Origin of the sequence: Agrobacterium sp. CGMCC 11546, from assembly GCF_013365515.1 — a bacterium.
GTDB classification, from domain to species: Bacteria; Pseudomonadota; Alphaproteobacteria; order Rhizobiales; family Rhizobiaceae; genus Agrobacterium; species Agrobacterium fabrum.
The window spans coordinates 1910219-1926885 of record NZ_CP047388.1 but is presented as its reverse complement, the minus strand read 5'-3'; the positions used below and the strand labels follow the sequence as shown (position 1 = coordinate 1926885).

Below are 16667 nucleotides of genomic sequence, written 5' to 3'. Positions count from 1 at the left end.
TAATAACAATATCTTGATATTGTTATTATGATCGATCGCCACTCAAATCTGAACTCCACTCCAATCAAATTCATCTCGCTCATATAGTTTCTGCGCATAACAATCCTCCATTCAAGTCAGCAAATTCAACATAAACCTCATATATTTGCGCGTAGTTGGCCCGCAATCCGCAAATTGCAGGTCAGTAAAATCAGTTTTGCTCGCAGATTCTCATCCGCCCTCATTCAAAAATATACAATCTAACAGCGCATATATTTTATATGTTTTTGCGCTGGTTATTATATAAATATATGTTTGCGGAAGCCGCTCAGGTCGCAACTCACCTGCCCCTCTCCTCTTCCTATTGACCATCGAATCAAAACTCTCCTTATGGTTGCATAAATACTACTTCTTGAGCTTCCGATTTCGAAGCTTTGCCCTGGCAAAAAGAGATCGTGCCAGCCTCCTCCTCATCAGGGCAGTATCTACACGAGTAGCAAGGACGTACATTTCATAGAGACCCATTTGAACACACCTTTCCTATCACGCGACGCAGCTGCGACCGTGTTGTGAACTCCATCTCTTTTTCCATCAGCCTTTCAGCTTGATGGGCATTGCAACGGGGCACTGAAAATTGCCGCGTGTGGAAAATAAAGACACTTATCAGTGCCCCGCATCAGCGGTTATGCCTGTCAGAGTATATCCTTCAGCCAAGCGTTTCGGAGAAATAGAAAGGCCCACCACAAACCAGATTCCATCTCTCCTCCGGTCACGGCCAGAGGACTTTACCTGTCAGACCGCGAAATATGAGAGCGACGTCCTCTCTCACAATCGGCGCTGGCTCCGCTTCAAAACCGGAATATCTCCCGGTTCACCGCGGAACAAGAACAGTATAGGTCGGGAAAACGGGGTGGGGATGTTTGGAGCATAAAAGTTCCGCTCATACAGAGCTCAGCAGTTCCATACCCGCCACTAAGCAATTGAAAGATAAACATATAATAAATTTGCCGTCGACGACTTAATAACCGAGTCTCGCGCGATTTATCAAAAAACTTTCCCCGACGGAACACAATTCCGCTAGAGCGACCGTTGAGAAAGGTTAGAGCATCGAGAGATGGTTTCGTGCCTTCAAACCGGACAATCGAGTTCCCGATGCTACGCAATTAGCGCTGTCTGCATATCCACGGCAGAAAACATTGTGGTGGGTGCCCAGTCAGTTTACCTGCACACCCCGTTTCTCCAGCTTATCGAGAACCTCTCTCGTTGCATTATTCGCTTTGAAGTGTCCCGCTTTTTTGAGTGATGGCATATCCAGCAATGCACCGAGGTTTTCCGACGGAACGTGAATGCTGATCCACTCAAGTTTTTGCAATGAAACTAGCGTGCGAAGATCGAAACGATCGATCATCGAAATCACCGAGATACCCCTAAGATTAACGCACAAATGAATATCTGATGTATTGCGGATATCGAAAATGCCTTCTTCGCCACTCCAGAAGTACCACGCATATGGGTAGATTTCCTCGCCGCCATCGAACTGAATCCAGTCAACGGCCGCGAGCTGCTCAGCAGTTAGTGGGTAACGAACAAGATAATCCAGCGCTTGTGGTATCAATTCATAGCCATCCTGTTCCAGATCAACCGGGCGTCCCAGAACGTGAGTGGCAAGTTGTTCTGGTGTGCCAAGATCAAGCATCTTAAATCGCAGAAGCGCTGACATGACGGCCAGCTTCAGGTTTGGGTCCGAGAACGGTGCGCCAGGAGCACCGCTTGCAGCCGGATAAGGCGGCGCGGTTGGCTCAACGTATTCGGCATCAGGATTCGAGATGACGATCTCATAAACCGTGTCATAGGTAATGCGGGCGGTCAGCTCACCTTCCGCCAACCGCATCGTGCCGAAGCGAGAGTTCTTACGGAGCTTGCTTTCCTCGCCGATCTGCATATCCGGGACGGTGTGACGGAGATCGGTAAGCTTTATGCCCATCGGAACGCCTCCGATGGTTTGCTTAAAGCGCGAATTGAAGTCGATGCGTCCGATAAGCCCATTACGATCAAGACGAACAGTGACGCCGTAAGTATTTTCCAAGACATCGACCAAACCGCCTTTATGCGGGGCAGGAGCGCGCCAACTTGATCCCATGGCTTTTTCGACGGCTGTGACCGGCATTCCCGGCCGTAACGCTGCCAGAGCCCCGACATCAGCCGGATTGTTTGATGCTGCCATGCATTCGCCTCCCATCCCTACAGATATCGCCAGCGACGCCATTCCCACCAAGAACTCTCGCTTACGCATATGCTACTCCTCAAGCCAACGCGGGCATCCGCCGCCTAGAACCTGAAAGCGTTTATACGAGACCGGACGCGGAAACTTCAACCACGACTCTGCGCTTGGTCTGCCAAAAAAAAGAGCGAAAAGTCATGCTTTAGGTCGCTCGCTTACCGAAAGGACTGTTTTGAGTCATAGCTGAAATGATTTCCGCCTTCATCTCGATCGTTCAGTCTGCACTAAAATTTTCCGAAAGCTGCAATCGCCTGCGTGATCGCTGGGGAATTGCAACGTTAAGAGGTCGATGTTGCACAATTGGAGACCAGAGTCGCAAGCATAATGCTCGAACTGGCTGCTGACCGGCGCTACGGCGCGCCAGCCGATCCACCGGCGTTATCCGATGACGCGTGGCTCGCCCGCGCCCGCGTCGACGGCGTAGTGCCTCGGGCATCGAGCGCCCTGAGATCGTCTCTCAAGCGTACTGCCATATCCATCCGCTCGTGCAAAATACTCATCACACCTAGATCACCGTCATCAAGCTTCCGGAAAAACACGTAATGGTGCTGATACTGGCTGAAATAAGCCTCACTCTTGAGGTCACCGGGGACGGCAAGCCTTTGTGGAAGACGCCGCCAAAGCAGATGGTTGTCGCAGAGGCGCTGCAAATGCGCGTGCAAGCCACGTATATAAGTCTCAGCCTGCGCTTTACCCCACGTATCCACAGTGTCGCGCCAGATTTTATCCTGTGCTGCATCGGCAGGCGCATAAAAGCGATAAGCTGCCAAAACTAACGACGCTTGTTTCGGCCGATTACATCATCAGCAGAGACGGCTATAAACTCGCTGTCATCCGCGCGCATTGCGGGAGCCAGTTCCTTTTGCAAGGCATCCCATGCCTCGTCGCGAGTTTGCAGGTCACGCCGAATAAGCGCTCGAATATATTCGCTCGCATTCTCATAAAGACCGTCATCACCAATCTGCTGCTGGATATGGTCTTGCAGCGCGCCGCTGACTTTGACGTGAATGCTACCTGAAGGCATAGCCTTTTCCTCTCATATCCTCAACTATGGGAAGTGTAGCATATATTGTCAATATTCATCACAGTGCTCCAGCAACTCGTGCTCACCCAGCCTGCGCCAAGTCCATGAGCGCCACGGTTGTCTCTTCCATCTCCGAGCCGGCCCTTCTGGTGCGAGATATTTCCGAGAGAGACGGCTTCATGGAGTGATAGGAACGAAAGGAAGGCACGCAGAAGTTACCTCCATCGTCTGTCACCGCCGAGTTGGGAATCGGCATGCGATCTCGCAAGCTCAGTGCGGCTTTGAAGAATAATTGTAGGGCGAGGCAAGCCGAAGATGATCGTCAGCGACAATGGCAGTGAGTTCACCAGCTTTTTCTGAAAATTGAATGTCGCGGCTGAAGGCCTGCCGTCGATGGTATCAGGCTTATCAGAGCCAATCTGGCTTTTCTTATCTTGCCATACAGCAGAGGAAACCTTAGCCTCAATATTCTTTGCAGTTGATTTTTCCGCTCCATTGCAACGAAGGCCGAACGCATAGTCTTCAGTTAACATAAATATAGAAATTTAGATAAATCAAAATTTATTTTTACTGTCTATCGCCGAAATTTTTAGAATTTAGTTCATCATCTGCGTCAAATACCTAACGCGCCCGTCTTCATAGCGCGCATAATCTTGCTTCCAGCTTTCGATTTGCGCATAACGCGGATCAGCCTTCATACCCACATGATCAACCGTCACCCGGGTTTCTGGTATTGGAGGCAGCGAATTAAACTGCCTTTGTGTTAGGGCCGTACCGGCTTTCTGTATTCGGCCCCCAACGAGATTGGCGATCTGTTCTGCAATTTTTTGGGCAAAATCAGGACCAGATACGCCATCCAGACCCGCTAACATGTTACGGAGCCGTTTACCTAAAGCGTCGTCGCTCGTCACGACTCCCTGATTATCGACGGTCGCAACTACATTTCCAGCGATAACGACGTGCGCATAGGGTTTAAGGCCGGCATAATTGGAAAGATCAGGAGCTTCATGGGTGCTATACTCGTTTTCCAGGCTGCTCATACTAGTCTCGATAAGCTGTTTCTTTGCTTCCATAAATTCATTGTATTGATCCTGAGGCAGAGCAGAGATGTTCATGGGCTTGGCATTCGATAAATCGAATACGTACAAGCTGACCAGTTTTCCCTGGAGCTTAAGACTGACCGTCGAAAGACCAGAAGGATTGTCGCCCGCGCCCGATGACTTGCTTCCATCCCCCGGTAGCTGTGACGTTGCGTACGCGTCACTTGATTTAGTATCGTTCTTCTCAAGTCTACCGTAGCGACTAGCGGAGCTATAATATGTTGCCGATCCGATCGTATTCATAGCAAATATCCTACATTATTCCCCAATCATTCCAGATTAACCTTGCGCAAAACTAACCAATATCAAGATAAATACTTAAGAGCATTGCAGCATTTATTCTAATACGATAATCAATCGCAGCCCAGTTACCACTTACTCAGAATGCGGTCACGCTGCTGGAGTGAGGACCGCAACTGCTGAAAAGCTAAATCGCTGTTCTGTTTACTTTTTCGGCCGAGCGAAATATTTCAAATCGGACGGGCGACACAAACGAGGATCAGGAATTGAAAATAATCGAAGGAACCGGATTTGCCGCTGCCGCCCTGCTCTGTTCGGTTTCAAACGCCTTTGCCGCGCCAACTTACCTCAGCTGCGAATTAGCAGGTTCGAAGGGAACACCACAGGTGTTCAATTTCGCTCTCGACGCCGCCGCCGGGACATTTGGAGTTTATGTCCCGGCTTCTGGAAGCCAGAGAATGGAGAACGGCACCTTTTCCGGTGGCAAAGCGAGCCTGAACGAAGGCTCGGTGGCATGGGAGATCGACATCGCCAAGGGTTCATTCATTCGTGACAAGCGCATGGTTGGCGAGAAGGATGGTGGGACCTGCAAGACGATCTCGCACGCGCAGAGCGGCTTTGAAGATTAAAGCCTGTCTGGACAGGAGCCAGTATCGAGACCCCTGCACACGGAGCTGACGGCTCAGCGCATCTATAGCTCCTTGGCGAAGCGCTCCAGTTTACCCAGCGTTTGCTGACCCAGCTCCACGGCGCCGAAACCCTTTGCCTGCTGGAACTCGGCTTCCGTGCTGAACACCATGCCCAGCACAACTTTCGTCGCGCCATCCTGATCTTCGAAGGAGGCCCAGGCATCGGCATGTTTCGGACCGTTTTCGCCCCACAGCAGCGTATAGGCAAGCCGCTCTTCAGGCCGGATCTCGACATAACGATGATGGTTCGGGAAGACTGTGCCGTCAGGGCCGATCATGTCAAAGACCCATTCGCCGCCGGTGCGCAGATCAATCCTCTTCGTGCGGCAGGAAAAGCCTTCAGGGCCCCACCATTGCGGCAGCGTCTTTTCGTTCATCCAGGCTTTCCAGACGATGTTCCGCGGCACCTTTATCACTCGCTCCAGCACCATCGTCCGCCCGGCCACGCTGGCCAGATTGTTGAGACCCGCGCCGAAACCTTCCTGATAGCCATCGCGCATATCCTTTGCCAGAGAGGAAAGCTGCACCGTTACGGTCAAGCGGCTCCGCTCTTCAGCAGACTGAAAATCGGCAGTTACCAGCGCTGCCGACTGGGTTACGCCGCCGGATGACACCACCTCGTAATTCACGCTGCGGCGGGCCGGCAGCAGCTCCAGCCAGCCGCATTCACAGCGAATATCCGGCTGGCCGGCGACCTTGCAGAGCGACACTTCGCGACCGCCCAGCCTGCTGTCCGCCTCCAGGAACTCCACGGTGACCGAGGGTGAGGGAGAAGCCCACACCGCCCGGGCGGCGGGTGACAGCCAGACCTGCCAGAGAGCCGATAGCGGAACGGCAATTTCCCGTTCAAAGCTGAGCGTCGCAAAACCGTCTTGTGGCTGATGCGGTTCAGCGTGTGCGCTTTGTTGACCCGGTTTCGTTGTCATTTAGAATCCTCCTTCATGGCCTGCATTGCAAATGCCTCCAGCCGGTCAAGCCGGCTCTCCCACATCGCCCGCTGCTCATCGAGCCACGTGCATACCGGCTCCAGCGCCTCCGGCACGATGGCGCAGGTGCGCACCCGACCATCCTTGGACGTGATGATCAACCCCGCCTCCTCCAGCACGGAAAGGTGCCGCATGACCGTGGGCAGACGCAGCCCCGTGGGAGCGGACAGCTCCATGACCGGTGCCGGCCCGCCGCCAAGCCGCGCCAGAATCGCCCGCCGCGTCGGATCGGCCAGAGCCTGGAAGATCAGCGAAAGTTCACGATGATGCTTAGTCATATTGCTAACTATCATGCTTCATCGTGGCGGAGCAAGGGAAAACTTAGCAAATCAACTAAGTTTATTGGCAGGAATGATCTCCGGGTATGAGATGCCTGAGTGTCGACCGGACGTTTCACCTCCGCTCCTCAAGGATGGCCATCGGGGTGATGAAATCGTTGAGGCTGGGCGAGCTTAACGTTCACCATCGTCAAATCGATGAGTCCACCATTGCGTATATTCCATCTCATCGACACCGTAAGGAGCTTGCAGATAGGGATAATCCCAGGCCTCGTAACGCAGGGGCTTGAGAAAATCGTTGACTGCGCGGTACGCAGCAGGGACTCGCCCCTTGTTCAAGTCGCCGAGCACAGGCCGGGCACCCGCCTGGAAAACGACGCCTCCTTCGTAGGGATGGAGGACAATCTCGTCTCCCAGCACGTCTCTTGCTTTCTCCAAGCCACCGACCCGCGCCAGCAGTTCATCGTTGATGGCTGTCAACCAATTCACGTCTCGGATCACATCGGTGCGACGCAATATTTCCAAGGTGAAATTGCTGCCATCTTCGTAAAGAAGGCCTGGAAACCGACGAAACAAAGGATATGCTTTTTCAGTCGCACCTGCCGCATAGGAATAGAAGAAAAGCGACATGCCGGACACTGCATAAAAAACCCGAAGATCACGGCAAGCGTCAACAAAGAGGCGAACCACGCCGGTTGGATTGCGTGATAATTCCGATAGCCGCGTCTGATACATCAGCCGCCCGTTACCACCGCGGTATCCGACGTTCGGAAGAAGGACAGTGAAGTAGTCGTGAATCGGATCGGTCGAACGCAACGCCTGCTTTGGCATGCGCCTGATATAGAAGCTCGCGGTCTCTGCCTCGTCAAAATATTCATCTTGTGACAGATAATTCGCGACGTCATCGCGCAGCGACGACGACGTGCGAAACGCCCTGCTGCAGGCAGCCGGCATGATCCGCGACCTGCATATCGTCCTCGACAGCAAAACCGAAATCAGCCCCACCAAGCCAGCCAGTTGAAAGCATTGCGGCTCGCCTGACCGGGAACCATCAGAGCGAAACCGACCCCGAAACCGGATCACAAATGACGAGACCGGCGCATTCCTAAACTTCAGGTGAGATCAGAGTGACAGTTGGAAAATACGATCGGTAACGAGCCACATCGCGCGTCAACAAGGGAAGGTTTTGTATTGCTGCGTGGGCGCCGATAAAAAAGTCAGGCAAAACACCGGTACGGGTCCCACCGCCGCGGCGATACTTGGTAAAGGCCTTACCTGCCAGAAATAACGCTGCGCGAGGAAAAGGGGTGAACTTCAACCCCGCCTGATCAACAAAAGCATCAAGCTCTTCTATCCGCTCATATCGAACAGATAGTTCCGCGTAGACAACGTCATTGATGTACAGCGAACCTGAAACGCTTGCCAGTTCGAGCTGCTCGATTGACCAATCGGCCCAAACCGGTTCGTCCGTCACAAGATCAAGCAGCACATTTGTATCGACAAGCGTCACTCGTCACCACGGGTCAAAGCCATGATGGCGTCGGTACCAAGACCTTCACCGGCATGTCCGCGCAGCTTAGCAAAACGCGTCAGTGGCTGTTTCTTGTCCGCCCTGACGAGAACGATCCGTCCATCGGGAGCCCGAACAAAATCCACCGAGCTTCCCGGTGAGATCCCTAAAAGCTCGCGTACAGCTTTTGGAATGGTGACCTGCCCTTTGGCCGTTACCGTTGTTGTCATGTCAAATTTCCGTAATACCGTCGTAACCAATGGTATTACTTCTGTGCCTCCTTTGCAACTCGTCTCGTTACGAAAACGGTCGCTACGTCCCAGATATCAGATCATACCGGAAACATTCAGCCTGCCGCTATTAGGCTTTCATTAACCATACCGGACCACCCTTCCCTTACAGCAACGATGGAGGTTGGCTATGGCTTACGACTGGGACCGCAATGGACGCGACGGTCGGTTCGATGAACTGGCGGCAGGTCTGATGTTCTTTACAATCGTCACCCTGCTTCTGGCGTCTGCTTATCTTGTGATAAGCTTTGCCAGATAGGGGGCCTCATTTGCCTGCGAGCCAAGATAGGAAACACCAGGGTGGTAACGTCGACTGACGAATGATTACATCATTAGTCGCTTTACGCATGCCCAACGTCAGTGAATGAACATGACGGACGATCTTGGCGGTAATATCCTGCTTCTCTCCGGGCACCCCGGCTCTGGCAAATCCACAATCGCCGAAGCGCTAGCGAATCTTCCCGGCGTTCCAAAGGTGCATTTTCACAGCGATGATCTGTGGGGATATATCAAGCACGGCCGCATCGATCCATGGCTGCCGCAATCCCATCAGCAGAACCGCATGACAATGCAGATCGCCGCCGATGTTGCCGGTCGTTACGCCAAGGAGGGCTACTTCGTCATCCTTGACGGCGTCGTCCGACCGGACTGGCTGCCGGCCTTTACGGCACTTGCCCGGCCGCTGCACTACATTGTGCTGCGCACGACAGCGGCTGAGGCGATCGAACGCTGTCTGGCCCGGGGTGGCGACAGCCTCAGCGATCCACTGGTCGTCGCCGATCTTCACTCCCAGTTCGCCGATCTCGGCGCCTTTGAGCGCCATGTCCTGCCAGTGTCAGGCAAGGACACGGATCAGGCTTTGCAGTCGGCCATCAATGCGCTGCAATCGGGACGTTTCCGTATTGATGCTTCCGGGTGACAGCAATCGATAACGAACGTGCAGGATGAAACAGGCGTGGCTCTACCGACCATTTACCTCCTTCGCCACGGCGAAACTCTCTGGAACTCTCTTGGCCGGTTTCAGGGGCAATTGGATTCACCCTTGACGCCACGGGGCGTTGAACAGGCGGACCAGGTTGCTCGCCTGCTCCGCGACGCGCTCAAAAAAGATAACCAGTTGTTCCAGATGCAGATCAGTCCGCTCGGGCGCGTGCGACAAACGGTAGAACGGGTACAGGCGAAGCTGCCGCTCCCGTATATCGAAGATGACCGACTGGTTGAGGTCACGACAGGGTCCTGGGACGGGTTGACGCGTTTTGAAATCGACAACGAGTTTCCCGGCCATCTTGACGGGTCCACTGCGTTCGACTGGTATTTCAGGGCACCAGATGGCGAAAGTTTTGATGATGCCTGCAAGCGCGCGACGTCATGGATCCTGGATGTCCGGCATCCGACCATCGCCATTTCCCATGGTCTGTTCGGGCGGATCCTTCGGGGTGTTTTTCTCGGGCTTTTAAAGCAGGAAATGCTCGAGCTACCCGTTCCGCAGGATGGGTTTTACCGGCTAGATGATGGCAGGTGCGAGCTCATCACAGTTTGACCTGCACCAGTATGATCCGGTAACTCCAGAGTTGCGGGCAGCACACATCATACTTGTAGAGGAAGACAACTTGCAAACACTCACCGACATCTATCTCGCTTACCTCGACTGCCTCAATCACCAAGCCTTCGATGAACTCGGCACCTTCGTCGACGACAATGTCGAACACAATGGCCGGCCGTTCGGGCTGTCGGGCTATCGCGATATGCTGGTCAAGGACTTCGCCGACATTCCCGACCTGCGATTTGAGGCCGAGATTCTTGTCAGCGACGCGACACGGCTTGCCGCCCGGCTGTTTTTTGACTGCACGCCCAAATCCATCTTCATGGACCTTCCGGTCAATGGCCGGCGCGTTCAATTCTGCGAGCATGTTTTCTACGAATTTAAGCACAGAAAAATCCGCAGGGTCTGGTCGGTCCTCGACAAGGTCGCAATTGAGCGCCAGCTCGGCTGACAATCTTAAGTTCCACGGGAAGCGGCCTGTCGGATTATGCGACAATTTACCTGAAGTTTACGCCACTACCTCACTGACTTGAACGGATATTGACGACAGCGGATGAGCCGATCTGGACAAAAGAATACTCGACCGCACCTCGTTTCCACCAGGCTGTCGTACTTTCTATCGCGTCATTTTTGTCGAGATTATCCGGTGCACCAAGCCGCTCCGACAAGGCATCCAGAAAACCGGCAGGCCTTGCCGTGGAATAGGCGCATGCCTTGTGTCCGTTTGGACCAGTCGCAACCCAAAAAGACAATGACTCGGCTCTGCCGGCGTTCTCGCCCCGCCAGCCCACGACCACCACCGAACCCTCATTATAAGCGACGAAACTACGACGCCATTCCTCCGTTTCCGCGGCGGTCAGCCGCGGCCAGCCAAGTTCGTCACCCTTGATTATCGCGGCCTGCATGGTGGGCGCTTCACAGATATTGAGAAGGCGCTCCGCCGTCATGTCCGCCGGCATTGCCATGGCCACCCCGAAATTCAAAAATGCAGAGCAAAAACTGCCGATGGCCGATACCTCAAGATACCGAAGCGGACCTGCTCGCTCTGCGTTTCTCATTCTCTTCTCCGATTCGTCATCGTCCATGGGGTCAAACCGCCACGCCATGCTGGACGCACCAGCACATAACTTAAATCAAACTGTCTCCGGTAAAGCCAGGGTTGGTTCAGATCGTGCCATTGCGCGCACTCTCACGAATTTAACTTGGTTCCAGCCATTTCGCTCCTCGAACCAGCTAAGCACTGCACTTCGTCCTTTGGGCCGACATCGCGGCAAACTGACCGCTTGACAGAAATTTCGCATTTCGATATGTCAGAAACTATTCTGATATCTCAGTTATGGATTTGATATGTCTGAGTCCCTCGAGTTTCCATCCCTGCCCCTGTCCGAGTTGGTCACTCCCGACGAATTGCCGGAGGGTGGCAACATGACCAATCGGATCCATGCGCTGCTTCGCAAGCTCATTGTGGAAATCAAGCTGCTTCCTGGGCGAGCACTGTCGGAAAAAGAGATCGCCGCACTTTTGAATGTCAGCAAAACGCCTGTACGCGAAGCGATCATCCGCCTGTCGGAAGAGGGCTTCGTCACCGTTGTTCCACAGGGTGGTACATACATCTCACCGATCGATGTGCAGCGGTACATGGAAGCCTGCTTCATACGGTTCAAACTGGAAGAGGGCGCGGTCATAGAGGCTACGAAGCGCCATTCGCTTGAAGATATCGCGCGCCTCAAGACCTGCCTCTCAAATCAGCGCATTGCTGCAAAAGACGAAGAATTCACGAATTTCTTCCTGCTTGACGAGGAATTCCACAAGACCATCTTTGCAGCCGCGCGCCTTCCGGGCGCCTGGAGCGTGGTCAACCAGGCCAAGGGCGAAATGGACCGTATGCGGCATCTGAAACGCGTATTTGCGGTCAGACGCACAGAAAAGGTTATCGAGGAGCACGAGGCAATCGTGGATGGAATCGAGTCAGGCGACGTCGAGGCGGCACGCGAAGCCGTCCAGCGCCATCTCGGGTCACTCGAAACCAAAATCGCAGAACTCTCCAAGAACCCGAAGATCTGGACCTTCATCGAGCAGGTCAACACGCGCGTCACGAGGAAGCGCGCATCGCGGGGGTCGAAGACGCCTGACTGACCATACGAGGCTTTTGAGGAGGGGCCTTTCATGTCTGCAGTTCAAATCAACGACGTCGTCAAGCGCTATGGCGCACTCGAGGTCGTCCACGGTATCAATCTTTCCATACAGCCGCAGGAATTCGTTGTCCTCGTTGGTCCTTCGGGATGCGGAAAATCCACCACGCTGCGTATGCTCGCCGGACTGGAGGACATCTCGGACGGCACCGTTTCGATGGACGGCCGGGTGGTCAACAAGGTCGCGCCGAAAGACCGCGATGTCGCCATGGTATTCCAGAACTATGCGCTCTACCCCCATCTGAGCGTGGCCGAGAACATCGCGTTCGGCCTGCGCGTCAGGGGCGAGAAACGGGCCGTCGTCGACAAGGCCGTTGCGGAAGCCGCACAGATATTGGGACTTACCGAATATCTGGCCCGCAAGCCGGCTGATCTTTCCGGTGGCCAGCGCCAGCGCGTCGCCATGGGCCGCGCCATCGTGCGCCAACCGAAAATCTTTCTGTTCGACGAACCCCTCTCCAACCTTGACGCCAAGCTGCGCACCCATATGCGCGCCGAGATCAAGCTGCTGCACAAGCGGATGCAGGCCACCAGCATCTACGTCACCCACGACCAGGTGGAGGCGATGACGCTTGCCGACCGCATCGTCATCATGAATGGCGGCCATATCGAACAGGTCGGCTCGCCAATGGAGGTTTTCCTCGAACCGGCGAACACATTTGTCGCAAGCTTCATCGGCTCGCCACCAATGAACCTACTCGACGGAACCATCGAAAAGCAGGATGGCACCGTGAAGGTCAGGCTCACGGGCGGCTCCGGGCAGCGCTTCAGCATCCCCGATGCCTTCGCGAAGAACGCAACCGAAGGACAGACCGTCAAGCTCGGCCTGCGGCCGGAAATCATGTCGGTGGAAGATAGCGATGGCCGCGAGGTTCTCAATTGCAGCATTGACCTTGTGGAGCCGCTGGGCGCTGAAGCGCTGCTGCATGGAACGGCGGATGGCCAGCCATTTATCGCCAAAGCCGAAACGCTTTATGGCGATCATGCCCTTAACGGCGTCAGCCGGCTTTCCATCGATACCGCCCGCGTCCACGTCTTTGACGCGGCGACCGGAAGATCGCTCAAAATCCGGGATGGAGCGCAGCCATGAAACAGGATTTTCAAGGGCGCCTTCACGACCTTCAGGAAGACGTGCGCCGTGATTGGCAGCTCTACCTGCTGCTGGCGCCAATGCTCATCTGGTTTGCGGTTTTCCTCTACAAACCCATGTACGGATTGGTCATCGCATTCCAGGATTTCTCGATTTTCCGCGGCATCGAAAAGAGCCCCTGGGTCGGTTTTGCGAATTTCGTGGAGCTCTTCCACAACGACATGTTCGTGCGTTCCTTCTGGAACACCATCACCATCAGCGGCCTCGGCCTGATCTTCGCCTTTCCGGTGCCAATCATTCTGGCCCTGATGTTCAACGAGGTTCAGAACGGGATTGCCCGGAGCTGGGCGCAGACCGTCGTTTACCTACCGCACTTCATTTCTGTGGTGATCGTCGCCGGCATTGTCATCAATTTCCTCTCGCCCTCGATAGGCATCGTCAATCTCATGCTGAAAGGCCTTGGATTTGAGCCGATCTATTTCCTGACCCAGCCGGAATGGTTCCGTCCCGTCTATATCGGCTCATCGGTCTGGAAGGAGGCAGGCTTCGAATCCATCGTCTATCTCGCCGCCATCGCCGGCGTGAGCCCGACGCTTTACGAATCCGCCCGGGTGGATGGCGCGTCGCGCTGGCAGATGATGTGGCGTATCACCCTGCCCTGTATCCTGCCGACGATCGTGATCATGCTGATCATCCGCATCGGCAATCTGGTCGAAGTCGGGTTCGAATATATCATCCTGCTCTATCGCCCATCCACCTACGAGACGGCGGACGTCGTTTCCACCTTCATTTACCGCACCGGCCTGCAGGGCACCCAATACGATCTTGCGACTGCCGCCGGCCTGTTCAACGCGGTCATCGCCTTCGTCCTCGTCTATTCGGCAAATCGCATCAGCCGAAAAGTCTCGTCGACATCGCTGTGGTGAGGAGCTGAAACATGGCAAACTTCAATCTCTATTCCCGTGGCGACAGGATTTTCGGCTGGGCAAACGCCATTCTTCTCGGCCTGTTCGTCCTGTCGACACTCTATCCCTTCATCTATGTGCTGTCGGTCTCGCTCTCCTCGGGCGCCGCCGTCACCGCAGGCCGCGTCACCCTCTGGCCCGTTGATGTCACACTTGCCGCCTACGATCGCGTCTTGTCCGACAGGATGTTCTGGGTCGCCTATGGCAACACCTTCATCTACACCTTCGGCGGCACGCTGATGAGCCTGCTGATCATGATACCCGGCGCCTATGCCCTGTCGCGCAAACGCCTGCGTGGCCGCACCTTCTTCAACATCGCCATCGCGTTCACGCTCTGGTTCAACGCAGGCATGATCCCGTTCTTCCTGAATATGCGCGATCTCGGGCTTCTCGACAGCCGTTTCGGCATCATCCTCGGTTTCGCAGCCAATGCCTTCAACGTCATACTGCTGCGCAATTTTTTCGAAGCCGTGCCGAAATCCTTCGAAGAGGCCGCCAAGATGGATGGCGCCAGCGAATTGCAGCTGCTTTGGAAGGTGTTCATTCCGCTGTCGAAGCCCGCAATCGTCACGGTCGCGCTGTTCTGCATCGTATCGCGCTGGAACGGTTATTTCTGGGCCATGGTGCTGCTGCGCGGCGAGGAGAAAATTCCGCTTCAGGTCTATCTGAAGCGCGTCATCGTCGATCTCAATTCCAATGACGAATTCGCCTCGAGCCTGCTTACCGCCCACTATTCGTTCGAGACGGTGACATCGGCGATCATGATCGCTTCCATTATTCCCGTCCTCATCATTTACCCCTACGCGCAGAAGTATTTCACCAAAGGAATTCTGCTGGGCGGAGTCAAAGAGTAGCAGCACAAGGGAGGAGAACCTGTGAGAGCACTACGAAAAGGCGCGCCCCTACTGGCGTTGATGACAGCCGCAACCCTGGCTTTGCCGGCATCGGCGCAGGATTCAGGCAAGATCACCGAAGACCCGCTGGAACTGACTATCCATTTTCATTTCCGCGACAAATACGTCTATTCGGAAAAATGGCCGGTGGAGCAGAAGGCAGCGGAAATCACCAATATCCATGTCCGCAATGTTGCATCCCTGGCAACCACCAGCAGCCGTGATGCCTTCAATCTTCTGATCGCCTCGGGCAACCTTCCCGACATCGTTGGCGGTGACGCCAACGGTGGTTTGAAGGAGGATTTCATCCGCTACGGGCTGGAGGGTGCGTTCATTCCGCTCGATGAGCTGATCGAGGAAAACGCCCCCAACCTTAAGGCCTTCTTCGACAGCCACAAGGAAATCCGCAATGCGATTTCCGGACCGGACGGCAAGCTTTATTTCATCCCCTATGTGCCTGATGGCAAGTTCTCGCGCGGCTGGTTCATCCGCCAGGACTGGCTCGACAAGCTCGGCCTGAAGCAGCCGGAGACACCGGAAGAGGTCTACGAGGTTCTGAAAGCCTTCCGCGACAAGGACCCGAACGGCAATGGTCTCAAGGATGAAGTGCCTTATTTTGCCCGTGAGGAAATCGATGCCGTCCGCCTCATCAACCTGTGGGACGCTCGTGTGTCGGGATCCGAACGTTATGGCGACTTTGCCGTTTACGACGGGCAGCTGCGTCACCCGTGGGCAGAGGAAAACTACAAGACGGGCATTTCCAATGTCGCCAAGTGGTACAAGGAAGGCTTGATCGACAAGGAGATATTCACCCGCGGCGCCCGTTCGCGCGAATATCTGCTGGGCAACAATCTCGGCGGCATGACGCATGACTGGTTCGCCAGCACCTCGACCTACAATGACGCCCTGTCGCCCAAGATTGAAGGCTTTGCGCTGAAGCCGATGCTTCCGCCCAAGACCGTCTCGGGCCAACGCTTCGAGGATTCGCGGCGCCTGCGTGTCCAGCCCGTCGGCTGGGCCATTTCGGCGACCAATGAACACCCCGTCGAAACCATCAAATATTTCGACTTCTGGTTCTCGCAGCAGGGCCGCATCCTGTCGAATTTCGGCGTTGAGGGTCTGACCTACGAAATGGTCGATGGCAAACCGCAGTTCAAGAAGGAAATCCTCGACAACAAGGATCCGGTCAATGCCCAGCTATGGGCGGTCGGTGCGGCGATCCCGCGCGGATACTGGATGGATTACGAATATGAGCGGCAGTGGACGAACAAGATCGCGCTTGAGGGCATCGACCTCTACGAGAAGTGCAACTGCCTCAAGGACGAGTTCATGGGCGTTTCCCTGAACGCCGAGGAAAAAGCGACCTTCGACCGCTACTGGCCGAGCATCCTCACCTACATGACCGAGATGCAGCAGACCTGGATTCTCGGCGCGCAGGACGTCGATACCGGCTGGAACGCCTACAAGAAGCGCCTCACTGCTCTTGGTTACGACGAGGTCATCAAGATGATGCAGTCGGCCTATGACCGCCAGTACAAGGCGGCGCAATAAACCCTCCGACCATGATGGCGGCCTTGTCGCCGCCATCCTTTCCCTTCTGTTTTCAT

General features: G+C 54.8%; 19 protein-coding genes and 1 pseudogene. 10 read left to right on the top strand and 10 right to left on the bottom strand.

Features of this window, described 5'->3' with window-relative positions; genetic code table 11:
- Positions 1-1192: 1192 nt before the first annotated feature.
- The 4 genes and pseudogenes from GSF67_RS23340 to GSF67_RS23325 form a co-directional block, all read right to left on the bottom strand.
- Complete coding sequence (locus GSF67_RS23340) at positions 1193-2203, bottom strand: hypothetical protein (protein WP_006312057.1); 1011 nt, start codon at positions 2201-2203, stop codon at positions 1193-1195.
- Between the two features lie 494 nt (positions 2204-2697).
- Positions 2698-3030 (bottom strand): annotated as a pseudogene (locus tag GSF67_RS23335) (type II toxin-antitoxin system RelE/ParE family toxin); the annotation flags it as partial.
- A 2-nt stretch (positions 3031-3032) separates the two neighbouring features.
- A complete protein-coding gene (locus GSF67_RS23330) occupies positions 3033-3284 on the bottom strand; it encodes a type II toxin-antitoxin system ParD family antitoxin (RefSeq protein ID WP_006312048.1) in 252 nt (83 codons plus the stop codon).
- A gap of 596 nt (positions 3285-3880) precedes the next feature.
- The gene (locus GSF67_RS23325; protein ID WP_138921669.1) at positions 3881-4627 is read right to left on the bottom strand and encodes a hypothetical protein; all 747 of its coding nucleotides are present in this window, start codon (positions 4625-4627) and stop codon (positions 3881-3883) included.
- Between the two features lie 263 nt (positions 4628-4890).
- Between GSF67_RS23325 and GSF67_RS23320 the strand changes: the two genes are divergently transcribed.
- Entirely contained in the window at positions 4891-5253 is a 363-nt protein-coding gene (locus tag GSF67_RS23320; RefSeq protein ID WP_128822049.1) for a hypothetical protein, read from the top strand.
- 62 nt (positions 5254-5315) lie between these two features.
- On the opposite strand, the gene GSF67_RS23315 is transcribed toward GSF67_RS23320, so the two are convergent.
- From GSF67_RS23315 to GSF67_RS23295, 5 genes are all read right to left on the bottom strand, one after another.
- Complete coding sequence (locus GSF67_RS23315; RefSeq protein WP_006312042.1) at positions 5316-6239, bottom strand: SRPBCC family protein; 924 nt, start codon at positions 6237-6239, stop codon at positions 5316-5318.
- A complete protein-coding gene (locus tag GSF67_RS23310; protein ID WP_006312041.1) occupies positions 6236-6577 on the bottom strand; it encodes a helix-turn-helix transcriptional regulator in 342 nt (113 codons plus the stop codon). The genes GSF67_RS23315 and GSF67_RS23310 overlap by 4 nt, the downstream gene beginning before the upstream one ends.
- Positions 6578-6751: 174 nt before the next feature.
- The gene (locus GSF67_RS23305; RefSeq protein WP_006312040.1) at positions 6752-7531 is read right to left on the bottom strand and encodes a type VI immunity family protein; all 780 of its coding nucleotides are present in this window, start codon (positions 7529-7531) and stop codon (positions 6752-6754) included.
- Between the two features lie 151 nt (positions 7532-7682).
- Positions 7683-8087: a type II toxin-antitoxin system VapC family toxin gene (locus tag GSF67_RS23300; RefSeq protein WP_006312033.1), complete on the bottom strand. Its 405-nt coding sequence runs from the start codon at positions 8085-8087 to the stop codon at positions 7683-7685.
- Positions 8084-8317, bottom strand: coding sequence for an AbrB/MazE/SpoVT family DNA-binding domain-containing protein (locus GSF67_RS23295; RefSeq protein ID WP_006312031.1), 234 nt, complete (start codon positions 8315-8317; stop codon positions 8084-8086). The genes GSF67_RS23300 and GSF67_RS23295 overlap by 4 nt, the downstream gene beginning before the upstream one ends.
- Positions 8318-8507: 190 nt before the next feature.
- On the opposite strand from GSF67_RS23295, the gene GSF67_RS26245 reads away from it, so the two are divergent.
- The 4 genes from GSF67_RS26245 to GSF67_RS23280 all read left to right on the top strand — a co-directional run bounded on the left by GSF67_RS26245 (position 8508) and on the right by GSF67_RS23280 (position 10371).
- A complete protein-coding gene (locus GSF67_RS26245; protein ID WP_006312027.1) occupies positions 8508-8636 on the top strand; it encodes a hypothetical protein in 129 nt (42 codons plus the stop codon).
- Positions 8637-8741: 105 nt separating this feature from the next.
- Complete coding sequence (locus GSF67_RS23290) at positions 8742-9296, top strand: AAA family ATPase (RefSeq protein WP_006312025.1); 555 nt, start codon at positions 8742-8744, stop codon at positions 9294-9296.
- 18 nt (positions 9297-9314) lie between these two features.
- Positions 9315-9917 (top strand): histidine phosphatase family protein, encoded by a 603-nt coding sequence (locus GSF67_RS23285; protein ID WP_244399801.1) that lies wholly within the window; start codon positions 9315-9317, stop codon positions 9915-9917.
- Positions 9918-9987: 70 nt separating this feature from the next.
- Positions 9988-10371: an ester cyclase gene (locus GSF67_RS23280; protein WP_006312022.1), complete on the top strand. Its 384-nt coding sequence runs from the start codon at positions 9988-9990 to the stop codon at positions 10369-10371.
- Between the two features lie 70 nt (positions 10372-10441).
- Here the strand turns inward: GSF67_RS23280 and GSF67_RS23275 are convergent, their stop codons facing one another.
- Entirely contained in the window at positions 10442-11005 is a 564-nt protein-coding gene (locus GSF67_RS23275; protein WP_006312020.1) for a hypothetical protein, read from the bottom strand.
- 340 nt (positions 11006-11345) lie between these two features.
- On the opposite strand from GSF67_RS23275, the gene GSF67_RS23270 reads away from it, so the two are divergent.
- The 5 genes from GSF67_RS23270 to GSF67_RS23250 are packed head-to-tail and all read left to right on the top strand — an operon-like array spanning position 11346 to position 16611.
- Positions 11346-12056 (top strand): GntR family transcriptional regulator, encoded by a 711-nt coding sequence (locus GSF67_RS23270; RefSeq protein ID WP_006312019.1) that lies wholly within the window; start codon positions 11346-11348, stop codon positions 12054-12056.
- Positions 12057-12086: 30 nt separating this feature from the next.
- Positions 12087-13202, top strand: a complete 1116-nt coding sequence (locus tag GSF67_RS23265; RefSeq protein WP_006312017.1) for an ABC transporter ATP-binding protein — start codon at positions 12087-12089, stop codon at positions 13200-13202.
- Positions 13199-14128: a sugar ABC transporter permease gene (locus GSF67_RS23260; protein ID WP_006312015.1), complete on the top strand. Its 930-nt coding sequence runs from the start codon at positions 13199-13201 to the stop codon at positions 14126-14128. The genes GSF67_RS23265 and GSF67_RS23260 overlap by 4 nt, the downstream gene beginning before the upstream one ends.
- Positions 14129-14139: 11 nt before the next feature.
- Positions 14140-15021, top strand: coding sequence for a carbohydrate ABC transporter permease (locus tag GSF67_RS23255; protein WP_003517572.1), 882 nt, complete (start codon positions 14140-14142; stop codon positions 15019-15021).
- Positions 15022-15081: 60 nt separating this feature from the next.
- Entirely contained in the window at positions 15082-16611 is a 1530-nt protein-coding gene (locus GSF67_RS23250) for an extracellular solute-binding protein (RefSeq protein WP_035214987.1), read from the top strand.
- Positions 16612-16667 lie beyond the last annotated feature (56 nt).

What these genes read in the sequence shown, in the direction of transcription:
- GSF67_RS23265 (WP_006312017.1), top strand. Translation starts at nt 12,087, where the DNA reads ATGTCTGCAGTTCAAATCAACGACGTCGTCAAGCGCTATGGCGCACTC.
- GSF67_RS23260 (WP_006312015.1), top strand. Translation starts at nt 13,199, where the DNA reads ATGAAACAGGATTTTCAAGGGCGCCTTCACGACCTTCAGGAAGACGTG.
- GSF67_RS23310 (WP_006312041.1), bottom strand. Translation starts at nt 6,577, where the DNA reads ATGACTAAGCATCATCGTGAACTTTCGCTGATCTTCCAGGCTCTGGCC.
- GSF67_RS23305 (WP_006312040.1), bottom strand. Translation starts at nt 7,531, where the DNA reads ATGCCGGCTGCCTGCAGCAGGGCGTTTCGCACGTCGTCGTCGCTGCGC.
- GSF67_RS23325 (WP_138921669.1), bottom strand. Translation starts at nt 4,627, where the DNA reads ATGAATACGATCGGATCGGCAACATATTATAGCTCCGCTAGTCGCTAC.
- GSF67_RS23275 (WP_006312020.1), bottom strand. Translation starts at nt 11,005, where the DNA reads ATGGACGATGACGAATCGGAGAAGAGAATGAGAAACGCAGAGCGAGCA.
- GSF67_RS23255 (WP_003517572.1), top strand. Translation starts at nt 14,140, where the DNA reads ATGGCAAACTTCAATCTCTATTCCCGTGGCGACAGGATTTTCGGCTGG.
- GSF67_RS23270 (WP_006312019.1), top strand. Translation starts at nt 11,346, where the DNA reads ATGACCAATCGGATCCATGCGCTGCTTCGCAAGCTCATTGTGGAAATC.
- GSF67_RS26245 (WP_006312027.1), top strand. Translation starts at nt 8,508, where the DNA reads ATGGCTTACGACTGGGACCGCAATGGACGCGACGGTCGGTTCGATGAA.
- GSF67_RS23315 (WP_006312042.1), bottom strand. Translation starts at nt 6,239, where the DNA reads ATGACAACGAAACCGGGTCAACAAAGCGCACACGCTGAACCGCATCAG.
- GSF67_RS23250 (WP_035214987.1), top strand. Translation starts at nt 15,082, where the DNA reads ATGACAGCCGCAACCCTGGCTTTGCCGGCATCGGCGCAGGATTCAGGC.
- GSF67_RS23330 (WP_006312048.1), bottom strand. Translation starts at nt 3,284, where the DNA reads ATGCCTTCAGGTAGCATTCACGTCAAAGTCAGCGGCGCGCTGCAAGAC.
- GSF67_RS23290 (WP_006312025.1), top strand. Translation starts at nt 8,742, where the DNA reads ATGAACATGACGGACGATCTTGGCGGTAATATCCTGCTTCTCTCCGGG.
- GSF67_RS23295 (WP_006312031.1), bottom strand. Translation starts at nt 8,317, where the DNA reads ATGACAACAACGGTAACGGCCAAAGGGCAGGTCACCATTCCAAAAGCT.
- GSF67_RS23340 (WP_006312057.1), bottom strand. Translation starts at nt 2,203, where the DNA reads ATGGCAGCATCAAACAATCCGGCTGATGTCGGGGCTCTGGCAGCGTTA.